Genomic DNA, 23,635 nt, shown 5'->3' with positions numbered 1-23,635 from the left:
ACTCCTGTCTCGGTTCATCCCCGCCCTCGCATCGGCTCCGCGCGCCTCGCAGTGGTGGTGTCCCGTGCGAGGCGGGCGGAAGATCCGCGTGGAGCTGGCCTCACGTGTTCGGCCGTTCGTCGCCGACGACCCAGAGGGCGTGGAATTGGGATGCGCCGCCCATGGCGTGGCCGATGGCTCGGCGCGCGCCGGGGACTTGGTGCTCGCCCGCCATGCCGCGGACCTGTAGGGCGGCCTCGAGGAAGCGGACCAGGCCGGTCGCTCCGGTCGGGTTGCCGGACAGCACGCCGCCGGACGGGTTGATCGGCAGCGACCCGCCGAATCGCGTCGTCCCGTCGTCGACCAGTTTCCAGCCTTGGTGCAGCGGAGCGAGGCCGATGTTCTCCAACCACATCGGTTCGTACCAGCTGTACGGGATGTACAGCTCCGCCACGTCGACTTCCCTTGCCGGATCGACGATTCCGGCCTGCCGGTAGGCATCGGCGGCGCACTCCGCGCCCGCGCGCGGGTTGACCTCGTCGCGTCCGGCGAAGTGGCCGGTCTCGGTGCGGAACGACATGCCGTGGATCCAGGCGGGCGGGCGCGCTGTCTTCCCGACCTGCGCGGCCGCCGACAACACGATCGCGGCGGCGCCGTCGGAGGACGGGCACGATTCGAGGTAGCGGATCGGGTCCCACAGCATGCGGGACTCCTTGACCTTCTCGACGGTGATGTCGGGCATGTGCACGTGCGCGTACGGATTGCGCAGCGCGTTGAGCCGGTGATTGACCGCCACCTGCCAGCCGATGTGTTCCGGTGCGCCGGAGCGGCGGATGTACTCGCGGATGACCGGCGCGAAATGGCCGCCCGCGCCCGCGCCGAGTTTGGCGCTGAAGGGCAGTCCGCGGGAGAGCGCCCAGGTGAAATTGCCCTCGGACTCTTTGGAATACGCCGCGACGAGCACGCGCCGCGCCAACCCCGCCACGATGAGGTGCGCGCCGTAGATGGCCGCGTGCCCGCCGACGCTGCCGCCGGTGAAGACCCGCGTCACCGGAAGCCCGCGGGCGCCGAGCGCGTCGGCGAGGTAGAGCTCCGGGTTCATCACCCCGTCGAACAGGTCCGGGGTCTTCGACAGCACGATCGCGTCGACCTCGCCCAGCTCCAGCTCGGCGTCGGCCATCGCGGCCGCGACCGCTTCGCGCACCATCGCGCCGATGGTCGTCTCGCGGCGCTTGGCCTGCTTGCCCTGACCGATGCCGATGACGGCGACGGGTTCAGTCATGCCGGGTCTCCTTCCAGCAGGCAGACCAGATTCTGTTGCAGCGCTTGGCCGTTGGTGGCGTGCGCGAGCGCTCGGCGGGCTCGGCCCGACCGAATGCCCTTGGCCGCCTCGGCGATACGGATCAGACCGGTCGCGGTGGTCGGCCTACCCGCCAGCGGTCCGCCCGAGGGATTGATCGCCGTCGCCGCGCCGAGCCCGAGTTCGCGAACCAGAAGCGGTTCCTGCGCGGAGTATTCGACGTGCAGTTCGGCGATGTCGACCTCGCTCGCGGCGAAGCCCGCGGTCGCGGACGCCCGTGCGGCGGCGAGGTTCGCGGAGGGCGCCCTGGTCAGATCGCGCGACCCCGGGTAGTGCCCGTCCATCCGGTGGTCGATGCCGCGGACCCAGGCGGGACGTTCGCACAGCGATCTGGCCACGTCACCGGCCGCGAGCACGACGACGCTCGCGGCATCGCCGACCGGCGACACGTCGTGGCCACGCAAGGGCGCGGCCACATAGGGCGCGGCGAGCAGTTCGTCGACCTCGTATTCGCCCGCCACCTGCGCGTGCGGGTTGGCCTTGGCGTCCGCCAGGCTGCGCGCGACGATCCGCGCCATCTCGCGCTCCGTGGTCACCTCGGACTGGAGCAGCGCGCAGGCCTGGACGCCCGCGATCGCGTCGCGATGCGGGCGCAGCGGCGTGAGGTAGTAGGGGTCCAGCTGGGTGGGCACGACCTGGTCGAGGTCACGCGGCAGCGAACCGCGGCCGATCCCGTACACCAGCGCGATGTCGCCGTGCCCCAATTGCAGCCACGACCAGGCCTCGTAGAACGCCCAGGCGGCGTCCATCTCCACGTGCGACTCCGCGATCGGCGGCCAGGCGCCGACGGCGTCGAGCGAGTCGATGTAGGCGAAGGTGCGTCCCTCGTGGAAGTCGTGACTGCCCGAACACACGAAATCGACTCGGTCGCGGTCGAGTTGGATGCTGGAGAGCGCTTCCCGGATCACCGGGAGCAGGATGCCCGCCATGTCGTCGCGGCGGTTCGCGGCGAGGCAGGCGGACTGTGCGGAGCCGACGACGGCGATCTCACGCATGCCGAACCTCCTCGGTCGCGACGGGGCGGTAGTGGCGGATGCTCATCCACGACGGCTCGAGCTCGGCGCCCTCCTGCCAGACCGGCTCGACCTCCATGCCGATGTGCACCTCGGCGATGTCGACCTCGCGGATCAGGTGCATCAGCCGGGTGTCCGCGCCGTGCGGCTGGATGTAGGCCACCACGTACGGCGGCTCGATCTCCTGACCGGGGAACGGGAAGCTGACGACGCAGAAGGTGGAAACGATTCCGCGCCCGTCGAGTTCGGTGGGCTCGTCGAGTTCGACGAGGCAGCGTGCGCAGAACTCCGGTGCGGGCAGATACACGTGGCGGCACGACGGGCAGGTGCTCGCCAGCAGGCGGCGCTCGGACAGGCCGCGCAGGAATCGCGAGCGACCGACACCGGCGACGAACGTGAACTCCATCCGCAGCGGCGTCGGCATCAGCGAAACCGGTTCCGGCAGTGGCTTATTCATCGTCGCCCTCCGGCTCGAAACAGCGGAGGTCGGACATCTCGCCGCGGCGTTCTTCCGCCCAGCGCGCCCGCACCCGCAGGCCTCGCCGAATCCGCGCCGGGTCGCCGCCGACGTCGAGGGCGTGGAAGAAGGTGCCCTCCGTACCGTCGACGGCGATGAGCGCCCACGCGAAATCGCCGTCGACCGGATCGCCCGGGCGGTGCCGAACCCAGGTCCAGGACTCGACGGCGCCGACCGGCTTCAGCTCGACGAGCTCGCTCAGCTCCTTGCCGGTCACCGGATCGAACTCGGGCGGCGGGCACACCACGGTGCCGCGCTCGGTCCGCGCGCCGAACAGCCGCTTCTCGCGCAGCCCGGCGAGGAACGTCCCGACGACCGGTCCCACCGTGCGCTCGAACGGGAACTCGATCTCATAGGGGGCCTGTAGGCCCTCGTCGACATCAGCGGACATCGGCAGCTCCTTTCACGGTCGGAGTCTGCCTCAATCACTTGATTGAATCAAGTGCTTGAGCCCGCGTGCGCGGGTCTCGTGCTGTCAGCGTCCGCGCGCGAGCAGCTCCGCCGCGTCGGAGCAGAGCTCGTCGATCACCTGCGCCACCGGGGTGACCGCGGTGATCATGCCGACCCCTTGCCCCGCGTCCACCGGCGCGGTTCGCGGATCGTCGGCGGCGATCGCGGCGGTCAACGCGGCCTGCGCCGCCTCGTCCGTGCGCAGCGCGTCCTCGTGACCCGTCCACCGGGCCGCGAAGTCGTTGCGCAGCACCCGCGCGGGAAACCTTGTCGGCCAAGGCAATCGCATCGCCACGTCGAACGCCGTGGTGGCGATGGTTTCGGTGCCGTCGGCCGCGATCATCGCGCGGCGGCTCGCCTCCGACAGCGAGGACTCCGCGCAGGCGGCGAGGTGCGTGCCGAGCCACGCCCCGCTGGCGCCCGCGGCGAGAACGGCCGCGAGACTCGCGGGTGACCCAATGCCGCCCGCGGCGAGCACCGGCACCGTCACGGCGTCGAGCACCGCGTCCAGCAGCGGCAGCGTCCCCATCTCCACCGCGCCGTGGCCGCCGCCCTCCGCGCCCCGCGCGACCAGGAGATCGATACCGGCGTCCTCGGCCCGGCGCGCCTCGGTCGCGTTGTATACCTGTGTGGCCGTGCGTATTCCGTTGGATCGGACGCGCTCGATCCAGGACGGATCCGTCCCGAAGCTCACCGCGATCAGCGTCGGCGCCGCGGCGATGGCCACGTCGAGCAGTTCCGGTTCGGCGGCGACGACCCAGTCCACGACACCGATGCCGAACCGCCCGCCGAGGGACGTCGTGTGCGGAAGTTCCCGGCGCAGCGCGGCCGCGGATCCGGCGCTGCCCATGCCGATCATCCCCAGCCCACCCGCCGCGGTGACCGCCGCGGCCATCCGCCCGCCCGCGACGCCACCCATCGGCGCGTTCACCACCGGCACGCGCAGGCCCATCGCCCGCGACCACTCCGTGGTCAGGAGCGGTCGATCTTCCGAAGAATGCGGTTCCCGTTGCGACACAGCCATCCCTCCATGCCAGCACAGCGGCGGGATTGAAGCGCGGCGGGGTGGGTAGACCGAAGCGACGACGAAGGAGGCCCCCATGCCACGCGCGAAAGACACCGACGACGAGAACAACGACAAGTCCAAGAGCGACAAGCCACCAGGCCCGACCGACCAAGGCCGCGACGCCGGAATGGCGACCAGGGAGGTCGCCCCGGAAATGGCCGCCACCGAGAACGCCCAGGAACCGCCGGACTGATCCCTCAGCGGATCACCGCGCCGGGAGCTGACCCGCAGCGCCGGTCAGCTCCCGCAACCTGACTTCCAATCCGTCGAGGACACGCTCGAGCGCGTAGCGGCAGTACTCCCGATGCGCGGTCTCGCGCGCCGCGTCGTCATCGATCGCGGCGGCGGAGGCAAGATCGCGCATCTGGTCCAGTCCGTCCGACGGTCGCGATTCGAGCATCCGCGCCAAGCCCGCCATGCCGGATTCCGCTGCGGCACCCTGTCTTTCATCGCCGATGGCAGGCTTCTGGTCCCCGAGGGCGATCAGGCCGAGGCAGGTGTTGAACGCGACCGAATAGGCGTGCGCGGCTTCGTCCCCGAAGCCCGCGTCGACCATCCGGCGCATTCCCGCCTCCATGGTCGGCAGCAGTCGCTCGGTCTGCGGGCCGTTGCGCAACAGCCAGGCCGCGACGCCGGGATAGCGCACCAGATGGTCGATCATCGCGGACAAGATGTCGTACAGCCAACGCCGCCAATCGCTTTCGTCGAGCGACAACGACATCTCGGCGAAGATCTCGTCGATCACCGCGGCGTGCACACGGCCGCGATCGCCGACGTGGTGGTAGATCACCGACAGCGAGGTGTCGAGCCGCGCGGTGAGTTCGCGCATGCTCCACCCGTCGAGCCCACGCTCGGCGGTCAGTGCGACGGCCGCCTCGGTGATCGCCTGCCGTGAGAGCCCGGTGTGATACTCCCGCCTCGAACCTCTGGACACCGTGCCGACCCTACCGGTAGCCTCCGAAATTAGAACACTGATCTAAAATTGGGGTTGGTTATGACGGCATCCGTTCTGGACCCTGTGCTTCCCGAGGTCGCGCCGCCGGTTCCGAAGAAATCGGGATTGGGTGTCTTGCTGTCGCCCGTGCGCGGTCGGCTGGTGGCAGCGGGCGCGCTCCAGCTGCTCGGGGCGCTGGCCGCGCTCGCCCCGTATGTCGCCGTGGTCGAGATCGGCCGCGAACTCCTCGGCGGCGGCCCGGCCGACCGTGGCGCGGTCTGGCTGTGGGTCGCGCTCTGCGGCGTCGGATTCGCCTCGCGCACAGCGTGTTCGGCGGCCGCGTACACGCTGAGCCACATCGCGGACGCCGATGTCGGCCTGTTGATTCGGCGCCGGATGGCAGACCGGTTGGGGCGGGTGCCACTGGGTTGGTTCACCGAGCGCAGCTCCGGACGGGTGAAGCGGGTGCTGTCCGACGACGTCGCGGCGGTCCATCACGCGGTCGCGCACGCGATCAACGATCTGGTGGCGGCGGTCGTCGTGCCCGTGGTGGCGCTGGGCTATCTGTTCGTCCTCGACTGGCGGCTGACGCTGATCTGTCTGGCGCCGATCGTCCTGTGGTTCGCCGCGGTGGCATGGATGATGCGCGACGGGTCCGCACGGATGACGCAGTGGAGCGCCGAACTGGACCGTGTCAACGCTGCCGTCGTCGAATTCGTCGACGGCATCGCGGTCGTGAAGGCTTTCGGGCAGGCGGGGCGCGCACGGGATCGCTACCGCCGCGCGGCCGACGATCTGGCGCGGTTCCTGAGCGAGTGGGCGGGTCCGATGCGGCGCATGGAAGCGCTGTCCACCGCCCTCGTCTCGCCGCCGGTCCTGCTGCTCGTGGCGCTCGGTGGTGGCGTCCTGCTCGCTGTGGAACCCGCCGAGCTCATCGCGTTCGCGATGCTGGCGGTCGGGCTCGGCGCGCCGATTCTGGCGCTCGGTTTCGGCGCGCAGGCGATGCAGGTGGCGACCGAGGCGGCGGGCCGCATCGCCGATCTGCTCGCCACTTCCGAGCTGGGCCGCGCCGCCGACCCGGTGGCGCCTGTCGACGGGCGGGTCGAATTCGACAGTGTGCGTTTCTCTTACGACGGGCAGACGACCGTGCTCGACGGCGTGGACATCGTGATGGCGCCGGGCACGGTCACCGCCCTGGTCGGCGCCTCCGGTTCCGGCAAGTCCACGCTGGCGCGGCTGCTCCCGCGCTTCTGGGACGTCGAGGGCGGCGCCGTGCGGATCGGCGGCGTCGACGTCCGCCGCATGTCCGAGCGCGAGCTGTACCGCCGTGTCGGCTTCGTCTTCCAAGAAACGGCGTTGCTGCGCACCAGCATTCGCGACAACATCGCCCTCGGCCGCCCCGACGCAAACGCGGCGGAGGTGGCTGCCGCGGCGCGGGCCGCCCAGATCCACGAACGCGTCGAGGCGCTGCCGCGCGGCTACGACAGCGTCGTCGGCGCGGACGCGCACCTGTCCGGTGGTGAGGCGCAGCGTATTTCGATCGCCCGCGCACTGCTGAGCGATACGCCCGTCCTAGTGCTCGATGAGGCGACGGCGTTCGCCGATCCCGAATCCGAGGCGGCGGTGCAGGACGCGTTGTCGCGGTTGGTGGCGGGGCGGACGCTGCTGGTGATCGCCCACCGCCTGCACACCATCCGGCACGCCGACCGCATCGTGGTCCTCTCTCGCGGCCGGGTCGTCGAGGCGGGCAAGCACGAGGAACTGGTCGCCGCCGACGGCGAGTACGCGCGAATGTGGCGGTCGCAGGTTGTCGTTCGGAAGGAAGCACGATGATACGCAAGCTTTTGCGCATCGTGGACCCGGCGCATCGGACCAGGTTCACGCGGTGGATCGGGTTGATCGTCGCCTTCTCGGTGCTACAGGGCATCTGTGTGCTGCTGGTGGTTCCCGTGCTGCGCCCGCTGCTGGACGGCGATCGGGACGCCGCGATGCCCTGGCTCGCCGCACTCGCGATCGTCACGGCCGCGACTTCGGTGGTCTACTACGCGCAGGCGATGCACGGTCAGCAGATCGCCGACGACCTGTTGCTCGGCATGCACCATCGAGTCGGGGACCATCTTGCCCGGGTGCCGCTCGGCTGGTTCGGCGCCGATCGCACCGGCAGGCTGACGCATTCGATGTCGCAGGGCACGACGAACATCGTCAGCGTGCCCGCGCACCTGATGCAGCCGGTGATCAGTGGCGCGGTGACGCCCGCCGTCGTGGCCGCGGGCATGTTCTTGTTCGATCCGCGGCTCGGGGCGGCGCTGTTGATCGCGGGAGCGATGCTCCTCGCGACGCACCGCTGGGCTCAGGACGCCATCGCGCGCAGCTTCGGCGCGATCGATCGCGCCGCCGTCGAATCGGCGAGCCGGGTGGTGGAATTCGCGCAGCGCCAGCAGGTGCTGCGCGCGTTCGGCCGCATCGGCGAAGGCAACCGGCTGCTCGACGACGCCCTCGTGAGGCAGCGGCGCGCCTACGGCGAGATGAACCGGAACGCCGTTGCTGCGCTGGTCGCGTTCTCGGCCGCCGTGCAGGCCACGTTCGTCGCGCTGATCGCGATCGGTGTCGCGCTGGCGCTCGGCGGTTCACTCGACGCCGCCGAGTTGATCGCGCTGCTGGTGCTGGTCACGCGCTTCGCGGGACCGCTGATCGAGCTGGTGGACCACGCGGCCGGGTTGCGCATGGCCGCCGAGGACATCGACCGGATCGACGAGGTTCTCGCCGTTCGTCCGCTTCCCGAGGGCGACAAGCCCGTCACCTCGCCGGGCGCGGTGTCTTTCGAGAAGGTCGCCTTCGGCTACGGCGGAGCGCCGATCCTGCGGGACATCGGGTTCGACGCCCGGCCCGGCACCCTCACCGCGATCGTCGGACCGTCCGGGTCCGGGAAGACGACGCTGCTGCGCCTGATCGCGCGGTTCTGGGACGTGGATGCGGGCGCGGTGCGAGTCGGCGGCGTCGACGTGCGCGACCAGTCCACCGACACATTGATGAGCCAGGTGGCCATGGTGTTCCAGGACGTGTACCTGTTCGATGACACCATCGAAGCCAACATCCGGCTCGGCCGCCCCGACGCCACCGCCGAAGAGGTCCGTGCGGCTGCCCGATCGGCGCGCGTCGACGAGATCGTCGACCGGTTGCCCGACGGCTGGTACACGCGGGTAGGCGAAGGGGGAGTGAGCCTGTCCGGTGGTGAGCGCCAACGGGTCTCGATCGCGCGGGCGTTGCTGAAGCAGGCGCCGATCGTGCTCTTGGACGAAGCGACAGCCGCACTCGACCCGGACAACGAATCGGCGATCGCCGCGGCGCTGCGGGCGCTCGCGCGGCAGCGGACGGTGATCGTCGTCGCTCATCGGCTGCACACCGTCGCGTCCGCCGACCAGATTCTGGTGCTCGACGGCGGGCGCATCGCGCAGCGCGGCACGCACGAGGAACTGATCGACCAGCCGGGGAGATACCAGGACTTCTGGCGGGAGCGTGAGCGGGCGCGGGGCTGGCGGTTGACGGTCTGAGTTCAGCGGAGATGTCTACAGGTCGAGGTCCAAGGCGGGGTCGAGGTCGAGGGCGTGGCGGGTGCGCCAGGGTGGGGGAGTGAGCATGGCGGTGAGTTGGGGGCGGGTGAGTTGGGTGCGGAGGGCGGGGTTGGTGCGCAGGTGAGTCATGGTGGAGTACAGGGAGTTCGGGCGGACTCCCCACATGATCGGGGCGATTTTCCACGGGCCGTCCGGGCTGTCGGCGGGTGGGCGCAGGTGGGTTGGGGTCTTCCTCGGGGTCCGGCGGGTGGTCACCGCGTGGCGGGGACATCGGATCTCGATCGTCTCGGCGCCCTTGGGGTCGAAGCCCGCCGCGAAGTGCGCCGCGTCCCAGGGGAATTCCCAGTCGAAGTTGCGCGTGGTGATCCGGATGGCGTCCGGGGAGAAGGAAAGTCGTGCGATGCGTCGGTAGGAGAGGGTCAAACCCGCCAAGAGGAGGAGCGCGACGAGGAGCGCGATCCCGCACAGCGTCGGCTCGAGCTCGCCTGTGACGATGCCGAGCCACAGCGCCGCCACCGCCACCGCGGTGAGCCCGGCGAGCACGGGAGCCAGGCGAACCGGAAGATAGCGCAGCACGAAGGTGTTCTCCGCATCGCCCGCGCGCACCTTGGGGCGATCCTCGATGCCCATGACGAAATAGGTGATCGCGGCGATCCCGCCGAGCAATAGCAGAAGCCCGCCGATCCCCACGACAGACCGGTCGCCGAACACCATTCCCACGACCGAACCCGCCGCCCCGCCGACCAGCGCGGCCAAGGACGCCACCGACCACCCGATGGCCCGAGACTCGGGCCACACGCACCGCCACGTATACCCGGGCGGCGCGCCGGGATGGCCGGGAACTGTAGGTATGCTCATCGCTTTCCGTTCAGGGATCGTCGTCGCACCGAACCCCGTCGTCCGGCACCGCCCTGAAAGTAGCCGGAGTCGCCGACCAACCCGAACACCAACACGGCCCGCGTCGGTCCGACATCGGTCGCGCCGGACATGAGCCCGGTCAGCGGCCACGCGTCGGCGCCGGAAGTTGTGCGCCGCTGTCGCAACAGCTCTCGGTGATGGAAGTCGCGGGTATATCCACCGGCAATACATCCGGGCCATCGATCTTGAATTCGAGCGGGTTATATCGCTGGTGCGGCGCGTCCGCGGTGCATTACAGTTCCCCGAGGTCGGCAATCCGGATGAGCGGGCCGGAGTCGATCGGTTCTCGCCGCAGCGGGTACGCAGATTCGTTTCTGCCGCAGGTTCGAATCCTGCCGAGAATTTCTTCTCGTGGTCGAGCGGCCGAAGACGCCCGTAACAGCGCCGGTCGGCACTTCACGACCGCTCACCCGGATGCCGGCCCGCCGTAAGCGTTTTCTCGGCATTCTGAAAACACGCGCGCGAAGCTACAGGTAGACCGGTCGGTATCTGGCAAAGTGCCTGTGTATGAGTGATCAGGACACCGAACTGATCTACCTCGTAGAGATATCGCGACCCGGCCGGACGGAGGAGCTGTGGTGGCGGGTCGGCAACGTGGGCACACCGGCGCAGACGTCGGCGGCGCTCGCCGAACTCGCCAGGCGCGTCTGCCGGGATCTGCTCTCGCCCGAGCCGCGGCGATGCGATCGTGCGCGCCGCTGCTGGTATCACTGCCGAGTTTCCTGGCCGGACGGGGTGGTTCTGGATGAAGTCGAGGGACGCGTGCAGGCATTCTTGCTCGCCGTCGAGTTGTGGCGAGCCTCGGCGATAGCGGGATCCGCGATCAAAGACGTGGACACCTAGATTCCGAGCGTCCGATACGACTTTTCGATTTTCGCGCACGCGCTACCGCGCACCCCTATCCTTGATGGGTCAGTTTCTCCAACACGGCTCGAAACCTGTCCTGTCGGAGCGGCAGCCGCCGCCCCGCCTAGAAGCTGGGAGAGAACCGAATGGATATTCAGGACATTCACGAGAAGTTCGACATGCTGGACATCGACGGCGACGGCTACATCGACCGCGAGGAATTCATCCAGCACTACGAGCGCCGGGGCCAGGACATCGACATCCTGATGACCCGCTTCGACGAAGTCGACATCGACGGCGACGGCCGGATCAGCAGGGAAGAATTCCTGTCCGCCGCTCGCGCGCCGCTCTGAATCGGCCTCGCTGGAGCGTCTTCGCTCCGAGCCGAAGAAGAGCGTTGCCGATCCATCGTTCCACCGGAACGAGCGAGGGCCCCTCCGCCGAGGGGCCCTCGTGTTCCCTTCCACCGCCGCCGGTTTCGTAGCGGCGGCGCATTCGCCGAGCGTTCACTCGGCGACTCCGAGGGCGCGCCATGTCGCGGCAAGAACCTGCCGACGGCGGGCGGGCGGCCACGGCGCGCCCTCGTCGAACCCGCCGACGACGAGGCCGTCCACGACGACGTTCAGCAGATCCGCGGCGCGCTCCAGCTCCGTGATTCCCGCCTGCGCCAACAGGTTTTCGAGCGCGGCGTCCCACCATTCGTTGAACGCGTCGAGCTCCGCGCGCAGGACCGGCTCGGTGGGCGCGCCGAGTACCAGCGCGAGCCAGAACCGGTGGGTCGCTTCGTCGGCGGTCAGCACGGCCCATTCGATCAGCGCGCGCAACCCGACCGCGCCACGGCGGCTTGCCATGGCGTCCTCGGCTTGCGCGCGCCGCGCGTCGACCTCGCGTCGAACCGCCATGCGCAGCATCTCGTCTCGGCTGCCGACGTAGTGCGTCACCACCGAGGTCGACGCGCCGACGCGTTCGGCTACCGAACGGATGGTCACGGCGGCGAAACCGGTCTCCGTGGCGAGGCCGACGACGGCGTCGCTGACGGCCGTGAGGCGGGCGGTGCGATCGACGGTGCGCGGCATGGCCACAGCCTAGCATTTATGCAACACTTGTTTTACAACAAGCGTTGCATAAAGGAGCTGGCGATGGAACGAACGACGGTCGCGGTCATCGGCGCGGGATTCGCGGGACTCACCGCGGCCCGTGCCCTACGCGCGCACGGCATCGACGTACTCGTCCTGGAAGCGGCCGACCGCGTCGGCGGCCGCACCAGGACCGAGCGCTCGGCCGCGGACACCCCGGTGGATCTCGGCGGCCAGTGGATCGGCCACGACCACGCCCGGATGACCGCGCTCGCAGGCGAATTCGGCATGACCCTGTTCCCGACGCCCAGCGTGGGCAAAGGCCTCGTGCTCGACGGCGGGCGACGCGTGTGGATCGGCCCGCTCACCGCCGCGGCAGCCGGATCGGCGCTGCTGCGGCTGGAGTTGCTGGCGCGCATGGGTGCGCGCCGCCGGTGGGACGAGGTGACGGTGTCGAACTGGGTCGGCCGGATCCCCGGGTCGCGAGCACGCCGGTTGGTCGAGGTGGTCCTGTCGGAAGCGCTGGCTTGCGATCTCGACGGTGTCTCCGTCGCGGCGCTCGCCGTGGGCATTCGCTCGGCGGGCGGTCTGCGCGTCATGCTCGGCACCGCGGGCGGTGCGCAGGAATCGCTGCTCTCGGGCGGAGCCGGTGCGCTGGCCGAAGCGCTCGCCGCCGAACTGGGCGACGCGGTGCATCTCACGCGGCCGGTCACCGCGATCACGCGATCGGCCGAGGGTGTCACCCTCACCACCCCCGCCGGTTCGGTGCACGCCGCGCGCGTGATCGTCACCGTCCCCGCGCCCGTCGCGGCGGAGATCCGGCACGATCCGCGCCTGCCCGCCGAACGCCGACGCCTCCAGGACAACCTCCGCATGGGCACGATCTACAAGGCGATCGCCGTCTACGACAGGCCGTTCTGGCGTGAGCGCGGACTCAGCGGCGAGATCGTCGCCTTGGACGGTCCGGTGCCCGCCTCGTTCGACATCTCACCGCCGACCGGCCCCGGCCACCTCTGTGTGCTCGTCCCGGGACGGGATGCCAGGGAACTGGATCGGCTCACCCCCGCCGACCGTCGGGACACCGTGCTGTCCGCCTTGGCCGATCATCTCGGTCCGGCCGTGCGGAACCCGCTCAGCTGGCACGAGAAGTCCTGGCACCACGATCCGTTCGTCGGCGGCGGGTACTCCGGGGTCCCGCTTCCCGGCACGCTCGATGTCTTCACCGACGCCGCGAAGCCGACCGGCCCGATCCACTGGGCGGGTACGGAGACCGCGCCGCGCTGGACCGGTTACCTCGAAGGCGCGGTCGTCTCCGGTGAGCGCGCCGCCGATGAGGTCGTGGCGTCGTTGCGCTCGACTTGCCTTGGAGCGCACTCCAAGTCGTAGCGTTGTGGTCACGGGCTTGCCGATACACGAGGAGACCACACCATGGAACTCGGCTTTCACATTCCGATCTTCGACATCGACGGTGGACCCACCGCCATCGCGGGCGAACTGGCCAGGGTCGGCGCCGCGGCCGAAGCATCGGGTGCGACCTGGTTGTCCTTCATGGATCACTACTTCCAGATCGAGCCGACCGGCCTTCCCGCGGAAGCCAACATGCTGGAGGGCTACACCACGCTCGGCTTCCTCGCCGCGCACACCTCGACGATCGAGCTCGGCTTGCTCGTCACCGGCGTGACGTACCGGCATCCGGGCCTGCTCGCGAAGATCGTCACCACGCTCGACATCCTGTCGGGCGGGCGGGCCGCGCTCGGCATCGGCGCCGCGTGGTTCGAGCGCGAGCACCGGGGGCTCGGCGTGGAGTACCCCTCGGTCGCCGAACGCTTCGAGCGACTCGAAGAGGCCTTGCGAATCTGCGAGCAGATGTGGGACCCGCAGAACAACGGACCGTTCGAGGGAAAGCACTACCAGTTGGCCGAGACGCTGTGTTCACCGCAGCCGATCCACCGCCCCAAGGTGCTGATCGGTGGCGGCGGGGAACGCAAGACGCTGCGGTTGGTCGCGCAGTACGGCGACGCGTGCAACCTGTTCGGCACCTCGCCGCAGGACGTCGAACACAAGCTCGACGTCCTGCGCAGGCACTGCGACGATCTCGGCCGCGACTACGACCGGATTCGCAAGACGATCATGGCGAACAACCCGCGCCCGACGCCGGACACCCGCGACGAATTCGTCCGTGAGATGGCCGATTACGCGAAGCTCGGCGTGCACACCGTCATCGTCGTGCCGACCACCGGTTCGCCTGCCGCGTGGATCGACGGGCTCGCACCGGCCGTCCCGCAGCTCGCCGACCTCGGTTGACGACCGCCCCCGTTCTGATGGGGCGGGTCGAGGGCGGCTGCGTCGTTGACAACCCCACATCCCACTGTGGAATATGGTGGAACCAATCGGCGGTCCGCCGCCACCCCTCTGATCGAAAGAGCGGTCTATGCCCACGCTTCCGTGGACGACAGTCGGCATGTCAACCAAGCCCGAGGTCCAATGTATGGCCTCGCGCCTCGAGGTCGAGTCGCTGCGCAGCGCACCCGGCTTCCTGATCGCCTCGCTGGCGCTGTGGTGGCAGGCCCGCCGCTCGCCGGGAGTGCTGGGCGTGGCTTTGAAGGCAGAGATGCTGAAGGGCACATTCTGGACCTATTCGGCTTGGGAGGACAAGGCAGCCATCTACGCCTACGCGGGCTCCGAGCCGCACAAGTCGACTGTCGAGCGCAAGCGAAAGGTCATGCGAGACGCCACCTTCGTGTTCTTCAGCGCACCGGTGGACGAGTTGCCTTTGTCGTGGGGCGAGATCCGCCGCCGGATCGCCGAGCAACGCGACTCGACGCAATCAGGCCACCGGGCCGCCCAGTGACCGATTTCGACGTACCTCAGCTCGATCGGCGGAGGCGACGCCGGCGCTGAGCGGTGCGTCTGGAATCCGAACACCCGTCCCCGCCAATCCGATCGGAGGCCGATGGGCTCCGATCATGGCGCCTCGCGCTTCCGGCGCATCCAACACCGATGCGCCGGAAGCTGCTCACCGTGGCATCACGACGTCGGCGCGGGGCTGAACACGCAGAAGAAGTTGCCGGAGGTGTCGAGCAGGTCGGCCGACACCAGTCCGTCGTTGCTGGTGACCGGCGGCGTCACCACCTTGGCTCCCAATGCTTCGGCCGCCGCCAGCGTGGCCGCGACGTCCTCGACGACCACCAGGAAGGTGGCGTGGTTCGCCGAGGCCTCCGCGGTGTGCGCGATCCCGCCGCTCGGGCCCTCGCTGCCGGGGTAGTGGATCAGTTCGTAGCCCTGGTCACCGCTCGGGTACGGGCTGAAGGTCCAGCCGAACAGCTCGCCGTAGAACTTCTTCACCAGTTCGGGCTTGTCGCTGCCGACCTGGAACCAGGCGACGGTGTTGTAGGCGGGAGTGGTCATTCGATTTCGCTCCGGAATCTCGGGGTCGTTGACTTGCCGGATCACGATCTCCCGCCGTGGCGACAACCCCCTGTCGGTGTTTTCGAATCCGTTCAGAGCGCGACGATTCGGAGCCGATCGTCGGGGATGTCGAACGCGGGACCGTCGAACGCGCGGTGCGGCGCGGGCTGTTCGGTCGCGGCCGCCGAGGCGATCCGATCCAACCGGAAGCAGCGCGGATTGCCGCGTAGCCTGCACCATGCCGCCAGGTACCAGCCGTTCGTCCCGCTCACCAACGCGAACGGTTCGACGTAGCGTTCGGTACGCGCGCCGAACCGGTCGAGATAGCCGATCCGCAACACCCGCCCGACCTCGATGGCCCGTTCGATCACCGCGGGAATCTCGTTGATCTGTTGCGCGTCGAGCGGATCCATCACACGGATGCGCCCGGCGAGCTCGCGCGCGGCGGCCGCGTTGCGTTCCGGCAGCACCGCCAAGATCTTGCGCAGCGCGCTGTGACCCGCCTGCTCGAACGGGCCGCCGCGATGGCGGGCCAGCGCGACCGCCAGCGCGACGGTCTCCGCGGGCGTGAAGTTCAACGGCGGCAGGGACATGCTCTTCTCCAGCGCGTACCCCCCGCGCCTGCCCACGTCGGCGTAGATCGGGATACCGGCCTGCTGCAGCGCGGCGATGTCGCGTTCGATGGTCCGGACGCTCACCTCGTACCGCTGCGCCAACTCCCGCGCGGTGCGCAGCCGCGGGGAGATCGCCCGCAACTCCTCGACTATCGCGTACAGCCGATCCGTCCGGTTCACGCCGCCACCGTAGCGCCGCCCACCGACAATTCTCCGGGACGGAATCCCGAGCCATCGGCGCGAATTCGACAGGCGGTCAGACCCAGGTCGCCGTGGCGGGATCGATGCCATTGGCGCGCGCGTTGGCGTCGATGATGTCGCGAATCCAGGCGCTCAGGCCGGTCTCGATGCCGTCGTAGAAGGCGGCGAATCCCGGGTCGGTGGCGTACTTGCGACCCAGGCAGACGTGCATCGAATGGGTGCAGTCGAAATACGCGCCGAGCGAGGCGCGGTGCCGCTCGGCCAGCGCGTTGGCCCGATCGCTTCCTGGAAGCACCGCGTCGCGATGGGCCGCGGCCAGTTCCGCGTTGAGCGCCTCGACGCTCTCGGCGATCTGTCGCCAGTGCTCGGCGGTCCGGCCCGCGGCGCGCTCGGCGTACTGCGCCCACTGGGCGGTGTCGCCCCAGCGATCGCGTGCTTCCTCGGCCCAGGACGGCTGCCAGTGCTGGCCGAAGATCGCCACCTGTTCCTCGGCGGACAGCAGAATGCCGGATTCTCTCGCCTCGATCATGCGGTCGAGCGCGTCGCCCATCCGGCGCAGGTGGGCGACGCGCTCGCGCAACTGGTCCCGCTGTTCGCGCAGCGACGCGAGCGCGTCGGCCGCCCGGGCGTCCAGCAGCGCCGCGATGTCGCCGAGCGGCACGCCGAGTTCGCGGTAGACCAGCACCCGGTGAATACGGGCCAGATCCGCCGCGGTGTAGCGCCGATAGCCCGCGTCGGTGCGCTCGGACGGGTGGACGAGCCCGATCGAATCCCAGTGGTGCAGCGTCCGGATCGTGACGCCCACCAGCGACGCGACGGCGCCGACGGTGCGACCGCCGTCTTCGTCCAAGGCTTGATTCGTCACGCCGACCAGTCTGGCAGTCGCGTCTCCGTCACCCTCGGGGCGGTTCGATCCCGATGGCGCGGAGCTGCTCGGCCTCCGGGCTGTCCGGATCGTACGGTCGGGCGGCGGTCATGATCACCCGGGTGTTCTCCGGTGTGCGAATCTCGAGTTCCACCGAATTCCACGGCATCTGTCGCGGCCCTGTCGTGCAGCCGGGCAGCAATTCGGTGCACTTGGCCTCGATCTGGTCGAGCTGGCTGAGCACGCAAGCGAAGCTCACGGTCAGCGGCGGTGCGTCGGCGGGCCGCTCGCCTTGCACGAGCAGGACGTCCTGGAACGCCCAGCGGCGCAGGTGGGTGAGCTGGCCGGGGATCGAGAACAGGTCGAAGAACCCGAGGCCACGGCTCCAGAAGTCGACCGACGCGGCCAGATCCGGCGTCGGCGCCGTGACGAACATCGGCATGCCGTACAGGCCGCGGAAGAGCTCCGGGGGTGTGGCGTCCAAGGCGGGAATGGGAACGGGGCTGATGTCGAAGGCGGGGTATGTCTCGGTCATGACGTCATCGTCGAGCCTCACGCGACGTGAGGGTCAAGTCGTGCGCCGTCGTGCCTCGGCGACCACCGAGGCACGACGGGGCGTTCGCTAGGCGATCGTGACGGTCTCCAGGTCGAGGTCGCGGAAGGGCGTGACGGTCACGTTCCGCAGCCGTTCCGACCAGCCCGTCTGCACGCCGGGGACCACCAGCGGCACCGCGGGCATGTCTTGGATGACCAGCCGTTCGGCCTGCTGGTAGAGGCTCCAGGACTCCTGTTCGTTCGCCGTGGCGTCGGCGCGCGCGAGCAGCGCGTCGACCTGCGGGTTGCTGTAGCGGCCGGTGTTGGACGAACCGCCGGTGCGGTAGAGCGGGTTCAGGAAGTTCTCGATCGACGGGTAATCGGCGACCCAGCCGGTGCGGTAGATCGTCCGCATCTGGTGAGCGTTGATCTGGCGACGGAACTCGCCGAGCGTCGAGACGGGCTGGAACCGGCATTCGCGGCCGAGCGCGGCGGTGATCGACGAGCACACCGCGGTCAGCCACTTCTCGTTGGCCGAATCGACGTTGGACGCGATCTCGATCGGACCCTGGAATCCCGTGCTGTCGAACAGTTCTCGCGCCTGCTGCGGTCGATGTTCGCACAGTGCCCCGCACTGGCCCTCGGTGGCGCCGCGCACGGTGGACGGCACGAGTCCCGGGGCCGGGATGCGATCACCGGTGAACACCGTATCGATGACGTGCTGTCGATCGATCGACATCGAAATCGCCTGGCGCACCCGGTGATCGGCGAAGCGTGGGTCGTAGAGCGGGAACGTGATCGACTGCAAACCCGTTCCGGCGCGGGTGAAGTGGCGGCCCGCGAGATCCTGCTTGTAGCGTCCGCCGACGAGCGCGTCGCCGGGCAGCACCTCGAGGAAGTCGAGGCGGTTGGCGACGACGTCGGCGTAGGCCGCCTCCAGCGTTTTGTTGAAGCGGAACTCCGCGCGTTCGATGGCGGGCTTCTGCTGGCCGGAGTAGTCGTCGTTGCGCTGGATGGTCAAGCTGGAACCCGCTGCGTGCGAGACGAACTCGAAGGGGCCGTTGCCGACCGGGTGCGCCAGATAGCCCGCCCGGTCGGTGAAGAACTGCTTCGGCAGCGGCGCGTAGGCGAGGTAGCCGAGGCGGTTGACGAAGCTCGGCAGCGGCGCGGCGAGCGTGATGGTGAACCGGTGCTCGTCGACGACACGCAGTCCGCTCATCGTGCGCGCCGCGGGGCTGCCGGAACTCGCCGCGGGTGTGCCGCTCGGGTCGGGCGCGTTCACCGCGTCGAAACCCTCGATCACGGAAAGGAATCCGGCGCCCTGCTGCTGGTTGGGCGCATACGCGGTGTAGTTCCACGCGTCGACGAAGCTGTGCGCGGTCACCGGTGTGCCGTCGTGGAAGGTCCAGCCGCGCTTCAGTGTGACGGTGAAAATTCGGGAGTCGGAGGTCTCGATGGATTCGGCGACGGCGTTGCGCGGCGCGGCCGTCTTCGGGTCGTAGTCGACCAGACCCTTGAACAGGGTACGAAGGATTTTCGAGCCACCGGCGTCGGTGGTGTCGCCGGGCACCAGGGGGTTCTCCGGCTCGGTCGTGTTGAGGGTGAGGAGGTTCGCCGCTTGGGCGGGAGGGTTCGTGTCCGCGCCGCAGCCGACCGCACCGAGGGCCGTGATACAGGCGGTGAGAACGCTGAGCGCTAGTCGAGATTTTCGCATCGGGTGCTGCCTTTCCTGCGTGATGCCGGGCGCGTCCGACCACGACGAGGATGTGGCCGGATGCCCCCGGACCAGTGCAGCAGTGCCGTGCGTTGACCGTAATACGTTGAACGCCAGGACAATCAAAACCGGTCAATTGATCAGGACTGCGTCGCGGTGAAGCCGATCCACATCGCCGCCCACCAACAACTCTGGGAGACGAGAGCCGTCACGACGCCACGCAACACGAGCGGAAAGCCGAGGTGGGTCCCCGCCGCGGCCATCCGCCGTTCGAGCGCCATCGCCTGGACTCCGTTGACCATCAGAATCGCGACCAGCGCCAACTTCACGCGCGTGGCGAGGACCTCGAATTCGGGTTCGAGCAGCATCCCGCTGCCCACCAACCCCGCGAGGCCGACCCAGATCGGCAGGTGCAACCGGCCGATGTCGTGCAGTAGCTGTGCCGTCGTCACCCGCCTCGTCAGCCAGAGCAGCGCCGCGTAGTCGCCGACCAACACCGCGCCGAGGCCGACCACCAGCGCCGCGAGATGAACGAACAGCGCGACGCGGTGCAGTTCCTCGCTCACGTCCAGGCGGCTCGACACCCAGATCGCGATCGCGAGAAACCCGCCCGCCGAAAGCGCCGCGAGCGCGGGCACGACTGTGCCGCCACGAGTTGCCGGTGTCACCTTCGCGACGTCGATGGACATGACGCCTCGTCCTCTCCCTCGGGCAGATCCCATGCGTCTGCCAGTGGACCAGGCGCGCGCGTTGACCTCCGCTTGTTCGGTCAACCGTCCATCAATCGACCCGGCGCCAGCCCTGCACTTCCGCACCTGCGGAGGAGACCGCGGCGGACTTCCGGACCTCGCCGAGGTCCATCGGTAGCTCTCGGTTCGCCACGGATTCGGCGCCGGAGGATTCGCCCGCTCGGTGCGGGGTACGCGGCGAAGATGGATGCCTCGAACACCCGGACCGGCATCACCCTCCGCGTCGATGGTGAACAGCGGTCCCTTCGGGTCGACAACCGCACCACGCTGCTCGACGCGCTGCGCGAGCAGCTCGGCGTGACGTCGCCGAAGAAAGGTTGCGATCACGGACAGTGCGGGTCGTGCACCGTGCTGCTGGACGGTCGCCGAGCCACCACCTGCCTCACCTTCGCCGTCGCCCAGGACGGCGCCGATATCGTCACCGCGGCTGGGCTGGGCGAGGGCGACGAGCTGCACCCGATGCAGGAAGCGTTCCTGGATCGCGACGGGTTCCAGTGCGGCTACTGCACGCCGGGGCAGGTGTGTTCCGCCGTCGGGATGCTCGACGAAGCGAAGGCCGGTCACCCCAGCCACGTCACCGCCGATCTCACCGCGGAGCCGGAACTGACCGACGACGAGATCAGGGAACGGATGAGCGGCAACCTCTGCCGCTGCGCCGCCTACCCCAACATCCTCGCCGCGATCCGAGCGGCGGCGGCGCCGTGATCCCGTTCGAGTACCGCCGCGCCGCCACCGCCGAGGATGCCGTGGCGACGGTGTCGGCTCGCCCGGATGCCGCGTACCTGGGCGGCGGGACGAACCTCGTCGATCACATGAAGCTGGGCGTGCGCGAGCCGCGCCTGCTGGTGGACGTCAGCAGGCTTCCGCTCGCCGAGGTCGAGGAGACCGCCGACGGCGGTCTGCGGATCGGCGCGGCCGTGCGCAACAGCGATCTCGCCGCGCACCCGCTCGTGCGCACCCGCTATCCCGCGCTGTCCAGGGCGCTGCTCGCCGGCGCGTCCGGGCAGTTGCGCAACTTGGCGACCACGGCGGGAAATCTGTTGCAGCGCACCCGTTGTCCGTACTTCCAGGACGTCACGACGCCGTGCAACAAACGTGAACCGGGCACCGGATGTCCGGCGATCGGCGGATACGTCCGCTACCACGCCATTCTCGGCGCCTCACAGCAGTGCGTGGCGACGCACCCGTCGGATATGGCGGTAGCCATGACCATGCTCGACGCCCGCGTGGTGGTGCAGGACGTCGACGGAACGAAACGGATCCCGGTCGCGGATTTCTATCGCCTGCCGGGCGATCGGCCCGATCTGGACACCGTGCTGAGTCACGGGCAACTGATCACCGCTGTCGAGCTGCCCGCACCGCCTTCCGGTGCGCGCTCGACCTACCGCAAGGTGCGCGATCGCACCTCCTACGCCTTCGCGCTCGTTTCGATCGCCGCCGAGATCGTCCTCGAATCCGGCGGGATCGCTTCCGCGCGAATAGCTCTCGGTGGCGTCGCGCACAAGCCGTGGCGGGCCAGGCAGGCGGAAGCGGCGCTGGAAGGCGCCGAGGCGGACGTCGAGTCGTTCGGCCGCGCGGCACAGGCCGAACTGGCGCAGGCACGGCCGCTCGACGGCAACGAGTTCAAAGTCGAACTGGCCCAACGAACTCTGGTCGCGACCTTGCGCACCCTCACCGAAGAGGCGCGGCGATGACACTGATTCCAGCGAAATCGATGGGTGCGCCGCTCACTCGGCTCGACGGTCCCGCGAAGGTGACCGGCACGGCGCCTTACGCATTCGAGCACCGAGTGGAGCGACCCACCTATCTACATCCCATTCAGGCGACCATCGCGCACGGGCGGGTCGTCGCGATGGACACCTCCGCCGCCGAGACGCTGGACGGTGTGGTCACCGTGTTGACCGTCTTCGACGCTCCGAAGCTCGCGGATACCTCGGACGGCGAACTGAGCATCCTGCAAGACGATCGGGTGCACTTCCGCGGACAGCTGATCGGCGCTGTCGTCGCGGAGTCGGCCGAAATCGCCCGGCAGGCAGCCGATTCGGTGCGCGTCGACTATCGAACCGAGCCGCACGACACCGAGCTGCGCTTAGACCACCCCGAGCTGTACGCGCCGGAGAAGCTGCTCGAGACCGAGCCCGCCGATACCGACGATGGCGACGTCGACGCCGCGCTGGCCGCCGCCGCGGTGACGGTCGACCAGACCTACACCACCCCGATCGAACACAACAATCCGATGGAACCGCACGCGTCCATCGCGCTGTGGGACGAGACCTCGGGGCGCACCCGGGTGACGCTCTACGACTCGACACAGGGCGTGCACCCGGTGCGCAAGACGCTCGCGCCGTTGTTCGGCCTCGAGACCGAACAATTGCGGGTCATCGCTCCGCACGTCGGCGGCGGGTTCGGTTCGAAGGGCGCCCCGCACGCTCACAATGTGCTCGCCGTCATGGCCGCGCAGCGCAGCGGTGGCCGCCCGGTGAAGTTCGCCGTCACCCGTCAGCAGATGTTCGCCCTCGTCGGCTACCGCACCCCGACGATCCAGCGGATCAGGCTCGGCGCCGACCGCGACGGCACAGTGACGGCGCTGTCGCACGAAGTCGTCGAATTGACTTCGAAGGTCAAGGAATTCGCGGAGCAGACCGCGCTGGTGTCGCGAATGATGTACGCCGCGCCGAACCGCCGGACCTCGCATCGCCTCGCGCCGCTGGACGTTCCGGTGCCGTTCTGGATGCGCGCGCCCGGCGAGTGTCCCGGGATGTTCGCCGCGGAGGTCGCGATGGACGAACTCGCGGCCGCCTGCGGCATCGACCCGATCGAATTGCGCGTGCGCAACGAACCCGATTCCGAACCCGCGTCGGGCAATCCATGGTCGGGGCGGCATCTGATCGAATGTCTGCGCACCGGCGCAGAACGGTTCGGCTGGGCCGAACGCGATCCGGCGCCTCGAAGCCGTCGGCAGGGCGAGTGGTTACTCGGTACCGGCGTCGCCGCCGCGACCTACCCCGCCTCGTCCATGCCGGGCAACGTCGCCCGCATCGTCTACTGCTCCGACGGCCGGTATACGGTCCAGATCGGCGCGGCCGACCTCGGCACCGGCACCTGGACCGCGCTGACCCAGATCGCCGCCGACGCGCTCGGCTGCGATACCGCGACGGTCGATCTCCAGATCGGCGACACCGACCTGCCCGCTGCCTCGGTCGCCGGTGGGTCGTCGGGCATCAGCTCATGGGGCACGGCGATCGTCGCCGCGGCGCGCGCCTTTCGCGAGGAACACGGCGAAAAGCCTTCCGCCGGAGCGCAAACCACTACGGAAATGCCGGAGAATCCCGACGCCGACAAGTTCGCCATGCATTCCTTCGGCGCCCACTTCGTCGAAGTCGCCGTCGATCGGGACACCGGCGAAATCCGCGTCCCCCGAATGCTCGGCGTCTTCTCGATCGGCCGCGCCATCAACGCCCGCACCCTGCGCTCCCAGCTGATCGGCGGAATGACCATGGGCTTGTCGATGGCGCTGCACGAGGAAAGCGTGCGCGACCACCGCTTCGGCCACGTCGTCACCCAAGACCTCGCCACCTATCACATCAGCGCCCACGCCGACGTCCGTGACATCGATGCGATCTGGCTCGACGAAGTCGACGAACACGCCAACCCCATGGGGTCCAGGGGCGCCGGTGAGATCGGAATAGTCGGCGCCGCGGCCGCCGTCGCCAACGCCGTCTACCACGCCACCGGCGTGCGGGTCCGCGACCTCCCGATCACCCCCGACAAGCTCTTGGGCTGACCATCATCGAAAGCCCAACTCGGACAACCCAGGCC

At 69.2% G+C, this 23,635-nt stretch carries 25 protein-coding genes; 11 read left to right on the top strand and 14 right to left on the bottom strand.

Annotation, left to right across the window (positions count from 1 at the left end; all coding sequences use genetic code 11):
* Window positions 1–100: 100 nt before the first annotated feature.
* The 5 genes from AB0H49_RS26860 to AB0H49_RS26840 all read right to left on the bottom strand — a co-directional run bounded on the left by AB0H49_RS26860 (window position 101) and on the right by AB0H49_RS26840 (window position 4,271).
* The gene (locus tag AB0H49_RS26860) at window positions 101–1,261 is read right to left on the bottom strand and encodes a thiolase domain-containing protein (protein WP_357255391.1); all 1,161 of its coding nucleotides are present in this window, start codon (window positions 1,259–1,261) and stop codon (window positions 101–103) included.
* The gene (locus tag AB0H49_RS26855) at window positions 1,258–2,334 is read right to left on the bottom strand and encodes a lipid-transfer protein (RefSeq protein WP_357255388.1); all 1,077 of its coding nucleotides are present in this window, start codon (window positions 2,332–2,334) and stop codon (window positions 1,258–1,260) included. Before AB0H49_RS26855 ends, AB0H49_RS26860 begins: the two co-directional genes overlap by 4 nt.
* A complete protein-coding gene (locus AB0H49_RS26850) occupies window positions 2,327–2,809 on the bottom strand; it encodes a Zn-ribbon domain-containing OB-fold protein (protein ID WP_357255385.1) in 483 nt (160 codons plus the stop codon). Before AB0H49_RS26850 ends, AB0H49_RS26855 begins: the two co-directional genes overlap by 8 nt.
* On the bottom strand, window positions 2,802–3,260 hold the full coding sequence (locus AB0H49_RS26845; RefSeq protein ID WP_357255382.1) for an OB-fold domain-containing protein: 459 nt from the start codon (window positions 3,258–3,260) through the stop codon (window positions 2,802–2,804). Before AB0H49_RS26845 ends, AB0H49_RS26850 begins: the two co-directional genes overlap by 8 nt.
* Window positions 3,261–3,344: 84 nt before the next feature.
* On the bottom strand, window positions 3,345–4,271 hold the full coding sequence (locus AB0H49_RS26840) for a nitronate monooxygenase (RefSeq protein WP_357255379.1): 927 nt from the start codon (window positions 4,269–4,271) through the stop codon (window positions 3,345–3,347).
* 148 nt (window positions 4,272–4,419) lie between these two features.
* Between AB0H49_RS26840 and AB0H49_RS26835 the strand changes: the two genes are divergently transcribed.
* On the top strand, window positions 4,420–4,578 hold the full coding sequence (locus AB0H49_RS26835; protein ID WP_357255376.1) for a hypothetical protein: 159 nt from the start codon (window positions 4,420–4,422) through the stop codon (window positions 4,576–4,578).
* 12 nt (window positions 4,579–4,590) lie between these two features.
* On the opposite strand, the gene AB0H49_RS26830 is transcribed toward AB0H49_RS26835, so the two are convergent.
* The gene (locus AB0H49_RS26830) at window positions 4,591–5,319 is read right to left on the bottom strand and encodes a TetR family transcriptional regulator (protein ID WP_357255373.1); all 729 of its coding nucleotides are present in this window, start codon (window positions 5,317–5,319) and stop codon (window positions 4,591–4,593) included.
* A gap of 60 nt (window positions 5,320–5,379) precedes the next feature.
* Between AB0H49_RS26830 and AB0H49_RS26825 the strand changes: the two genes are divergently transcribed.
* Window positions 5,380–7,152, top strand: coding sequence for an ABC transporter ATP-binding protein (locus AB0H49_RS26825; RefSeq protein ID WP_357255371.1), 1,773 nt, complete (start codon window positions 5,380–5,382; stop codon window positions 7,150–7,152).
* Window positions 7,149–8,870, top strand: coding sequence for an ABC transporter ATP-binding protein (locus AB0H49_RS26820; protein WP_357255367.1), 1,722 nt, complete (start codon window positions 7,149–7,151; stop codon window positions 8,868–8,870). Before AB0H49_RS26825 ends, AB0H49_RS26820 begins: the two co-directional genes overlap by 4 nt.
* 15 nt (window positions 8,871–8,885) lie before the next feature.
* On the opposite strand, the gene AB0H49_RS26815 is transcribed toward AB0H49_RS26820, so the two are convergent.
* Window positions 8,886–9,656 (bottom strand): hypothetical protein, encoded by a 771-nt coding sequence (locus AB0H49_RS26815; RefSeq protein ID WP_357255364.1) that lies wholly within the window; start codon window positions 9,654–9,656, stop codon window positions 8,886–8,888.
* Between the two features lie 660 nt (window positions 9,657–10,316).
* On the opposite strand from AB0H49_RS26815, the gene AB0H49_RS26810 reads away from it, so the two are divergent.
* Both AB0H49_RS26810 and AB0H49_RS26805 read left to right on the top strand, forming a co-directional pair.
* A complete protein-coding gene (locus AB0H49_RS26810; RefSeq protein WP_355003173.1) occupies window positions 10,317–10,652 on the top strand; it encodes a hypothetical protein in 336 nt (111 codons plus the stop codon).
* A gap of 149 nt (window positions 10,653–10,801) precedes the next feature.
* On the top strand, window positions 10,802–11,008 hold the full coding sequence (locus AB0H49_RS26805; protein ID WP_355003174.1) for an EF-hand domain-containing protein: 207 nt from the start codon (window positions 10,802–10,804) through the stop codon (window positions 11,006–11,008).
* Window positions 11,009–11,161: 153 nt separating this feature from the next.
* On the opposite strand, the gene AB0H49_RS26800 is transcribed toward AB0H49_RS26805, so the two are convergent.
* Window positions 11,162–11,731, bottom strand: a complete 570-nt coding sequence (locus AB0H49_RS26800) for a TetR family transcriptional regulator C-terminal domain-containing protein (RefSeq protein WP_357255361.1) — start codon at window positions 11,729–11,731, stop codon at window positions 11,162–11,164.
* 63 nt (window positions 11,732–11,794) lie between these two features.
* On the opposite strand from AB0H49_RS26800, the gene AB0H49_RS26795 reads away from it, so the two are divergent.
* From AB0H49_RS26795 to AB0H49_RS26785, 3 genes are all read left to right on the top strand, one after another.
* The gene (locus AB0H49_RS26795; protein ID WP_357255358.1) at window positions 11,795–13,117 is read left to right on the top strand and encodes an FAD-dependent oxidoreductase; all 1,323 of its coding nucleotides are present in this window, start codon (window positions 11,795–11,797) and stop codon (window positions 13,115–13,117) included.
* A gap of 42 nt (window positions 13,118–13,159) precedes the next feature.
* Complete coding sequence (locus AB0H49_RS26790; protein ID WP_357255356.1) at window positions 13,160–14,035, top strand: LLM class F420-dependent oxidoreductase; 876 nt, start codon at window positions 13,160–13,162, stop codon at window positions 14,033–14,035.
* A 157-nt stretch (window positions 14,036–14,192) separates the two neighbouring features.
* Window positions 14,193–14,582: a hypothetical protein gene (locus AB0H49_RS26785; protein ID WP_357255353.1), complete on the top strand. Its 390-nt coding sequence runs from the start codon at window positions 14,193–14,195 to the stop codon at window positions 14,580–14,582.
* A 176-nt stretch (window positions 14,583–14,758) separates the two neighbouring features.
* Here AB0H49_RS26785 and AB0H49_RS26780 read toward each other — a convergent pair whose 3' ends face one another.
* The 6 genes from AB0H49_RS26780 to AB0H49_RS26755 form a co-directional block, all read right to left on the bottom strand.
* Window positions 14,759–15,139, bottom strand: a complete 381-nt coding sequence (locus AB0H49_RS26780) for a VOC family protein (RefSeq protein WP_355003179.1) — start codon at window positions 15,137–15,139, stop codon at window positions 14,759–14,761.
* A 92-nt stretch (window positions 15,140–15,231) separates the two neighbouring features.
* Entirely contained in the window at window positions 15,232–15,933 is a 702-nt protein-coding gene (locus tag AB0H49_RS26775) for a YafY family protein (RefSeq protein ID WP_355003180.1), read from the bottom strand.
* A gap of 76 nt (window positions 15,934–16,009) precedes the next feature.
* Complete coding sequence (locus AB0H49_RS26770) at window positions 16,010–16,819, bottom strand: MerR family transcriptional regulator (protein ID WP_357255349.1); 810 nt, start codon at window positions 16,817–16,819, stop codon at window positions 16,010–16,012.
* A 28-nt stretch (window positions 16,820–16,847) separates the two neighbouring features.
* The gene (locus AB0H49_RS26765) at window positions 16,848–17,354 is read right to left on the bottom strand and encodes a VOC family protein (protein ID WP_355003182.1); all 507 of its coding nucleotides are present in this window, start codon (window positions 17,352–17,354) and stop codon (window positions 16,848–16,850) included.
* An 87-nt stretch (window positions 17,355–17,441) separates the two neighbouring features.
* Entirely contained in the window at window positions 17,442–19,067 is a 1,626-nt protein-coding gene (locus tag AB0H49_RS26760) for an ABC transporter substrate-binding protein (RefSeq protein ID WP_357255346.1), read from the bottom strand.
* A gap of 140 nt (window positions 19,068–19,207) precedes the next feature.
* Window positions 19,208–19,756, bottom strand: a complete 549-nt coding sequence (locus AB0H49_RS26755; RefSeq protein ID WP_357255343.1) for a hypothetical protein — start codon at window positions 19,754–19,756, stop codon at window positions 19,208–19,210.
* Window positions 19,757–19,999: 243 nt separating this feature from the next.
* On the opposite strand from AB0H49_RS26755, the gene AB0H49_RS26750 reads away from it, so the two are divergent.
* The 3 genes from AB0H49_RS26750 to AB0H49_RS26740 are packed head-to-tail and all read left to right on the top strand — an operon-like array spanning window position 20,000 to window position 23,600.
* Window positions 20,000–20,521 (top strand): 2Fe-2S iron-sulfur cluster-binding protein, encoded by a 522-nt coding sequence (locus AB0H49_RS26750; RefSeq protein ID WP_355003185.1) that lies wholly within the window; start codon window positions 20,000–20,002, stop codon window positions 20,519–20,521.
* Complete coding sequence (locus AB0H49_RS26745; RefSeq protein WP_357255340.1) at window positions 20,518–21,510, top strand: xanthine dehydrogenase family protein subunit M; 993 nt, start codon at window positions 20,518–20,520, stop codon at window positions 21,508–21,510. Before AB0H49_RS26750 ends, AB0H49_RS26745 begins: the two co-directional genes overlap by 4 nt.
* On the top strand, window positions 21,507–23,600 hold the full coding sequence (locus tag AB0H49_RS26740) for a xanthine dehydrogenase family protein molybdopterin-binding subunit (RefSeq protein WP_357255337.1): 2,094 nt from the start codon (window positions 21,507–21,509) through the stop codon (window positions 23,598–23,600). The genes AB0H49_RS26745 and AB0H49_RS26740 overlap by 4 nt, the downstream gene beginning before the upstream one ends.
* The last annotated feature ends 35 nt before the right edge of the window (window positions 23,601–23,635 follow it).

Source organism: Nocardia sp. NPDC050713 (assembly GCF_040654315.1).
GTDB lineage: Bacteria > Actinomycetota > Actinomycetes > Mycobacteriales > Mycobacteriaceae > Nocardia.
This window is presented reverse-complemented; position numbering and strand designations above follow the sequence as displayed.

Excerpts from the sequence above, each read along its gene's own strand:
- AB0H49_RS26860 (WP_357255391.1), bottom strand. The coding sequence starts at position 1,261 with ATGACTGAACCCGTCGCCGTCATCGGCATCGGTCAGGGCAAGCAGGCC.
- AB0H49_RS26855 (WP_357255388.1), bottom strand. The coding sequence starts at position 2,334 with ATGCGTGAGATCGCCGTCGTCGGCTCCGCACAGTCCGCCTGCCTCGCC.
- AB0H49_RS26850 (WP_357255385.1), bottom strand. The coding sequence starts at position 2,809 with ATGAATAAGCCACTGCCGGAACCGGTTTCGCTGATGCCGACGCCGCTG.
- AB0H49_RS26845 (WP_357255382.1), bottom strand. The coding sequence starts at position 3,260 with ATGTCCGCTGATGTCGACGAGGGCCTACAGGCCCCCTATGAGATCGAG.
- AB0H49_RS26840 (WP_357255379.1), bottom strand. The coding sequence starts at position 4,271 with ATGGGCCTGCGCGTGCCGGTGGTGAACGCGCCGATGGGTGGCGTCGCG.
- AB0H49_RS26835 (WP_357255376.1), top strand. The coding sequence starts at position 4,420 with ATGCCACGCGCGAAAGACACCGACGACGAGAACAACGACAAGTCCAAG.
- AB0H49_RS26825 (WP_357255371.1), top strand. The coding sequence starts at position 5,380 with ATGACGGCATCCGTTCTGGACCCTGTGCTTCCCGAGGTCGCGCCGCCG.
- AB0H49_RS26820 (WP_357255367.1), top strand. The coding sequence starts at position 7,149 with ATGATACGCAAGCTTTTGCGCATCGTGGACCCGGCGCATCGGACCAGG.
- AB0H49_RS26810 (WP_355003173.1), top strand. The coding sequence starts at position 10,317 with ATGAGTGATCAGGACACCGAACTGATCTACCTCGTAGAGATATCGCGA.
- AB0H49_RS26805 (WP_355003174.1), top strand. The coding sequence starts at position 10,802 with ATGGATATTCAGGACATTCACGAGAAGTTCGACATGCTGGACATCGAC.
- AB0H49_RS26800 (WP_357255361.1), bottom strand. The coding sequence starts at position 11,731 with ATGCCGCGCACCGTCGATCGCACCGCCCGCCTCACGGCCGTCAGCGAC.
- AB0H49_RS26795 (WP_357255358.1), top strand. The coding sequence starts at position 11,795 with ATGGAACGAACGACGGTCGCGGTCATCGGCGCGGGATTCGCGGGACTC.
- AB0H49_RS26790 (WP_357255356.1), top strand. The coding sequence starts at position 13,160 with ATGGAACTCGGCTTTCACATTCCGATCTTCGACATCGACGGTGGACCC.
- AB0H49_RS26785 (WP_357255353.1), top strand. The coding sequence starts at position 14,193 with ATGTCAACCAAGCCCGAGGTCCAATGTATGGCCTCGCGCCTCGAGGTC.
- AB0H49_RS26780 (WP_355003179.1), bottom strand. The coding sequence starts at position 15,139 with ATGACCACTCCCGCCTACAACACCGTCGCCTGGTTCCAGGTCGGCAGC.
- AB0H49_RS26765 (WP_355003182.1), bottom strand. The coding sequence starts at position 17,354 with ATGACCGAGACATACCCCGCCTTCGACATCAGCCCCGTTCCCATTCCC.
- AB0H49_RS26760 (WP_357255346.1), bottom strand. The coding sequence starts at position 19,067 with ATGCGAAAATCTCGACTAGCGCTCAGCGTTCTCACCGCCTGTATCACG.
- AB0H49_RS26755 (WP_357255343.1), bottom strand. The coding sequence starts at position 19,756 with ATGTCCATCGACGTCGCGAAGGTGACACCGGCAACTCGTGGCGGCACA.
- AB0H49_RS26750 (WP_355003185.1), top strand. The coding sequence starts at position 20,000 with ATGGATGCCTCGAACACCCGGACCGGCATCACCCTCCGCGTCGATGGT.
- AB0H49_RS26740 (WP_357255337.1), top strand. The coding sequence starts at position 21,507 with ATGACACTGATTCCAGCGAAATCGATGGGTGCGCCGCTCACTCGGCTC.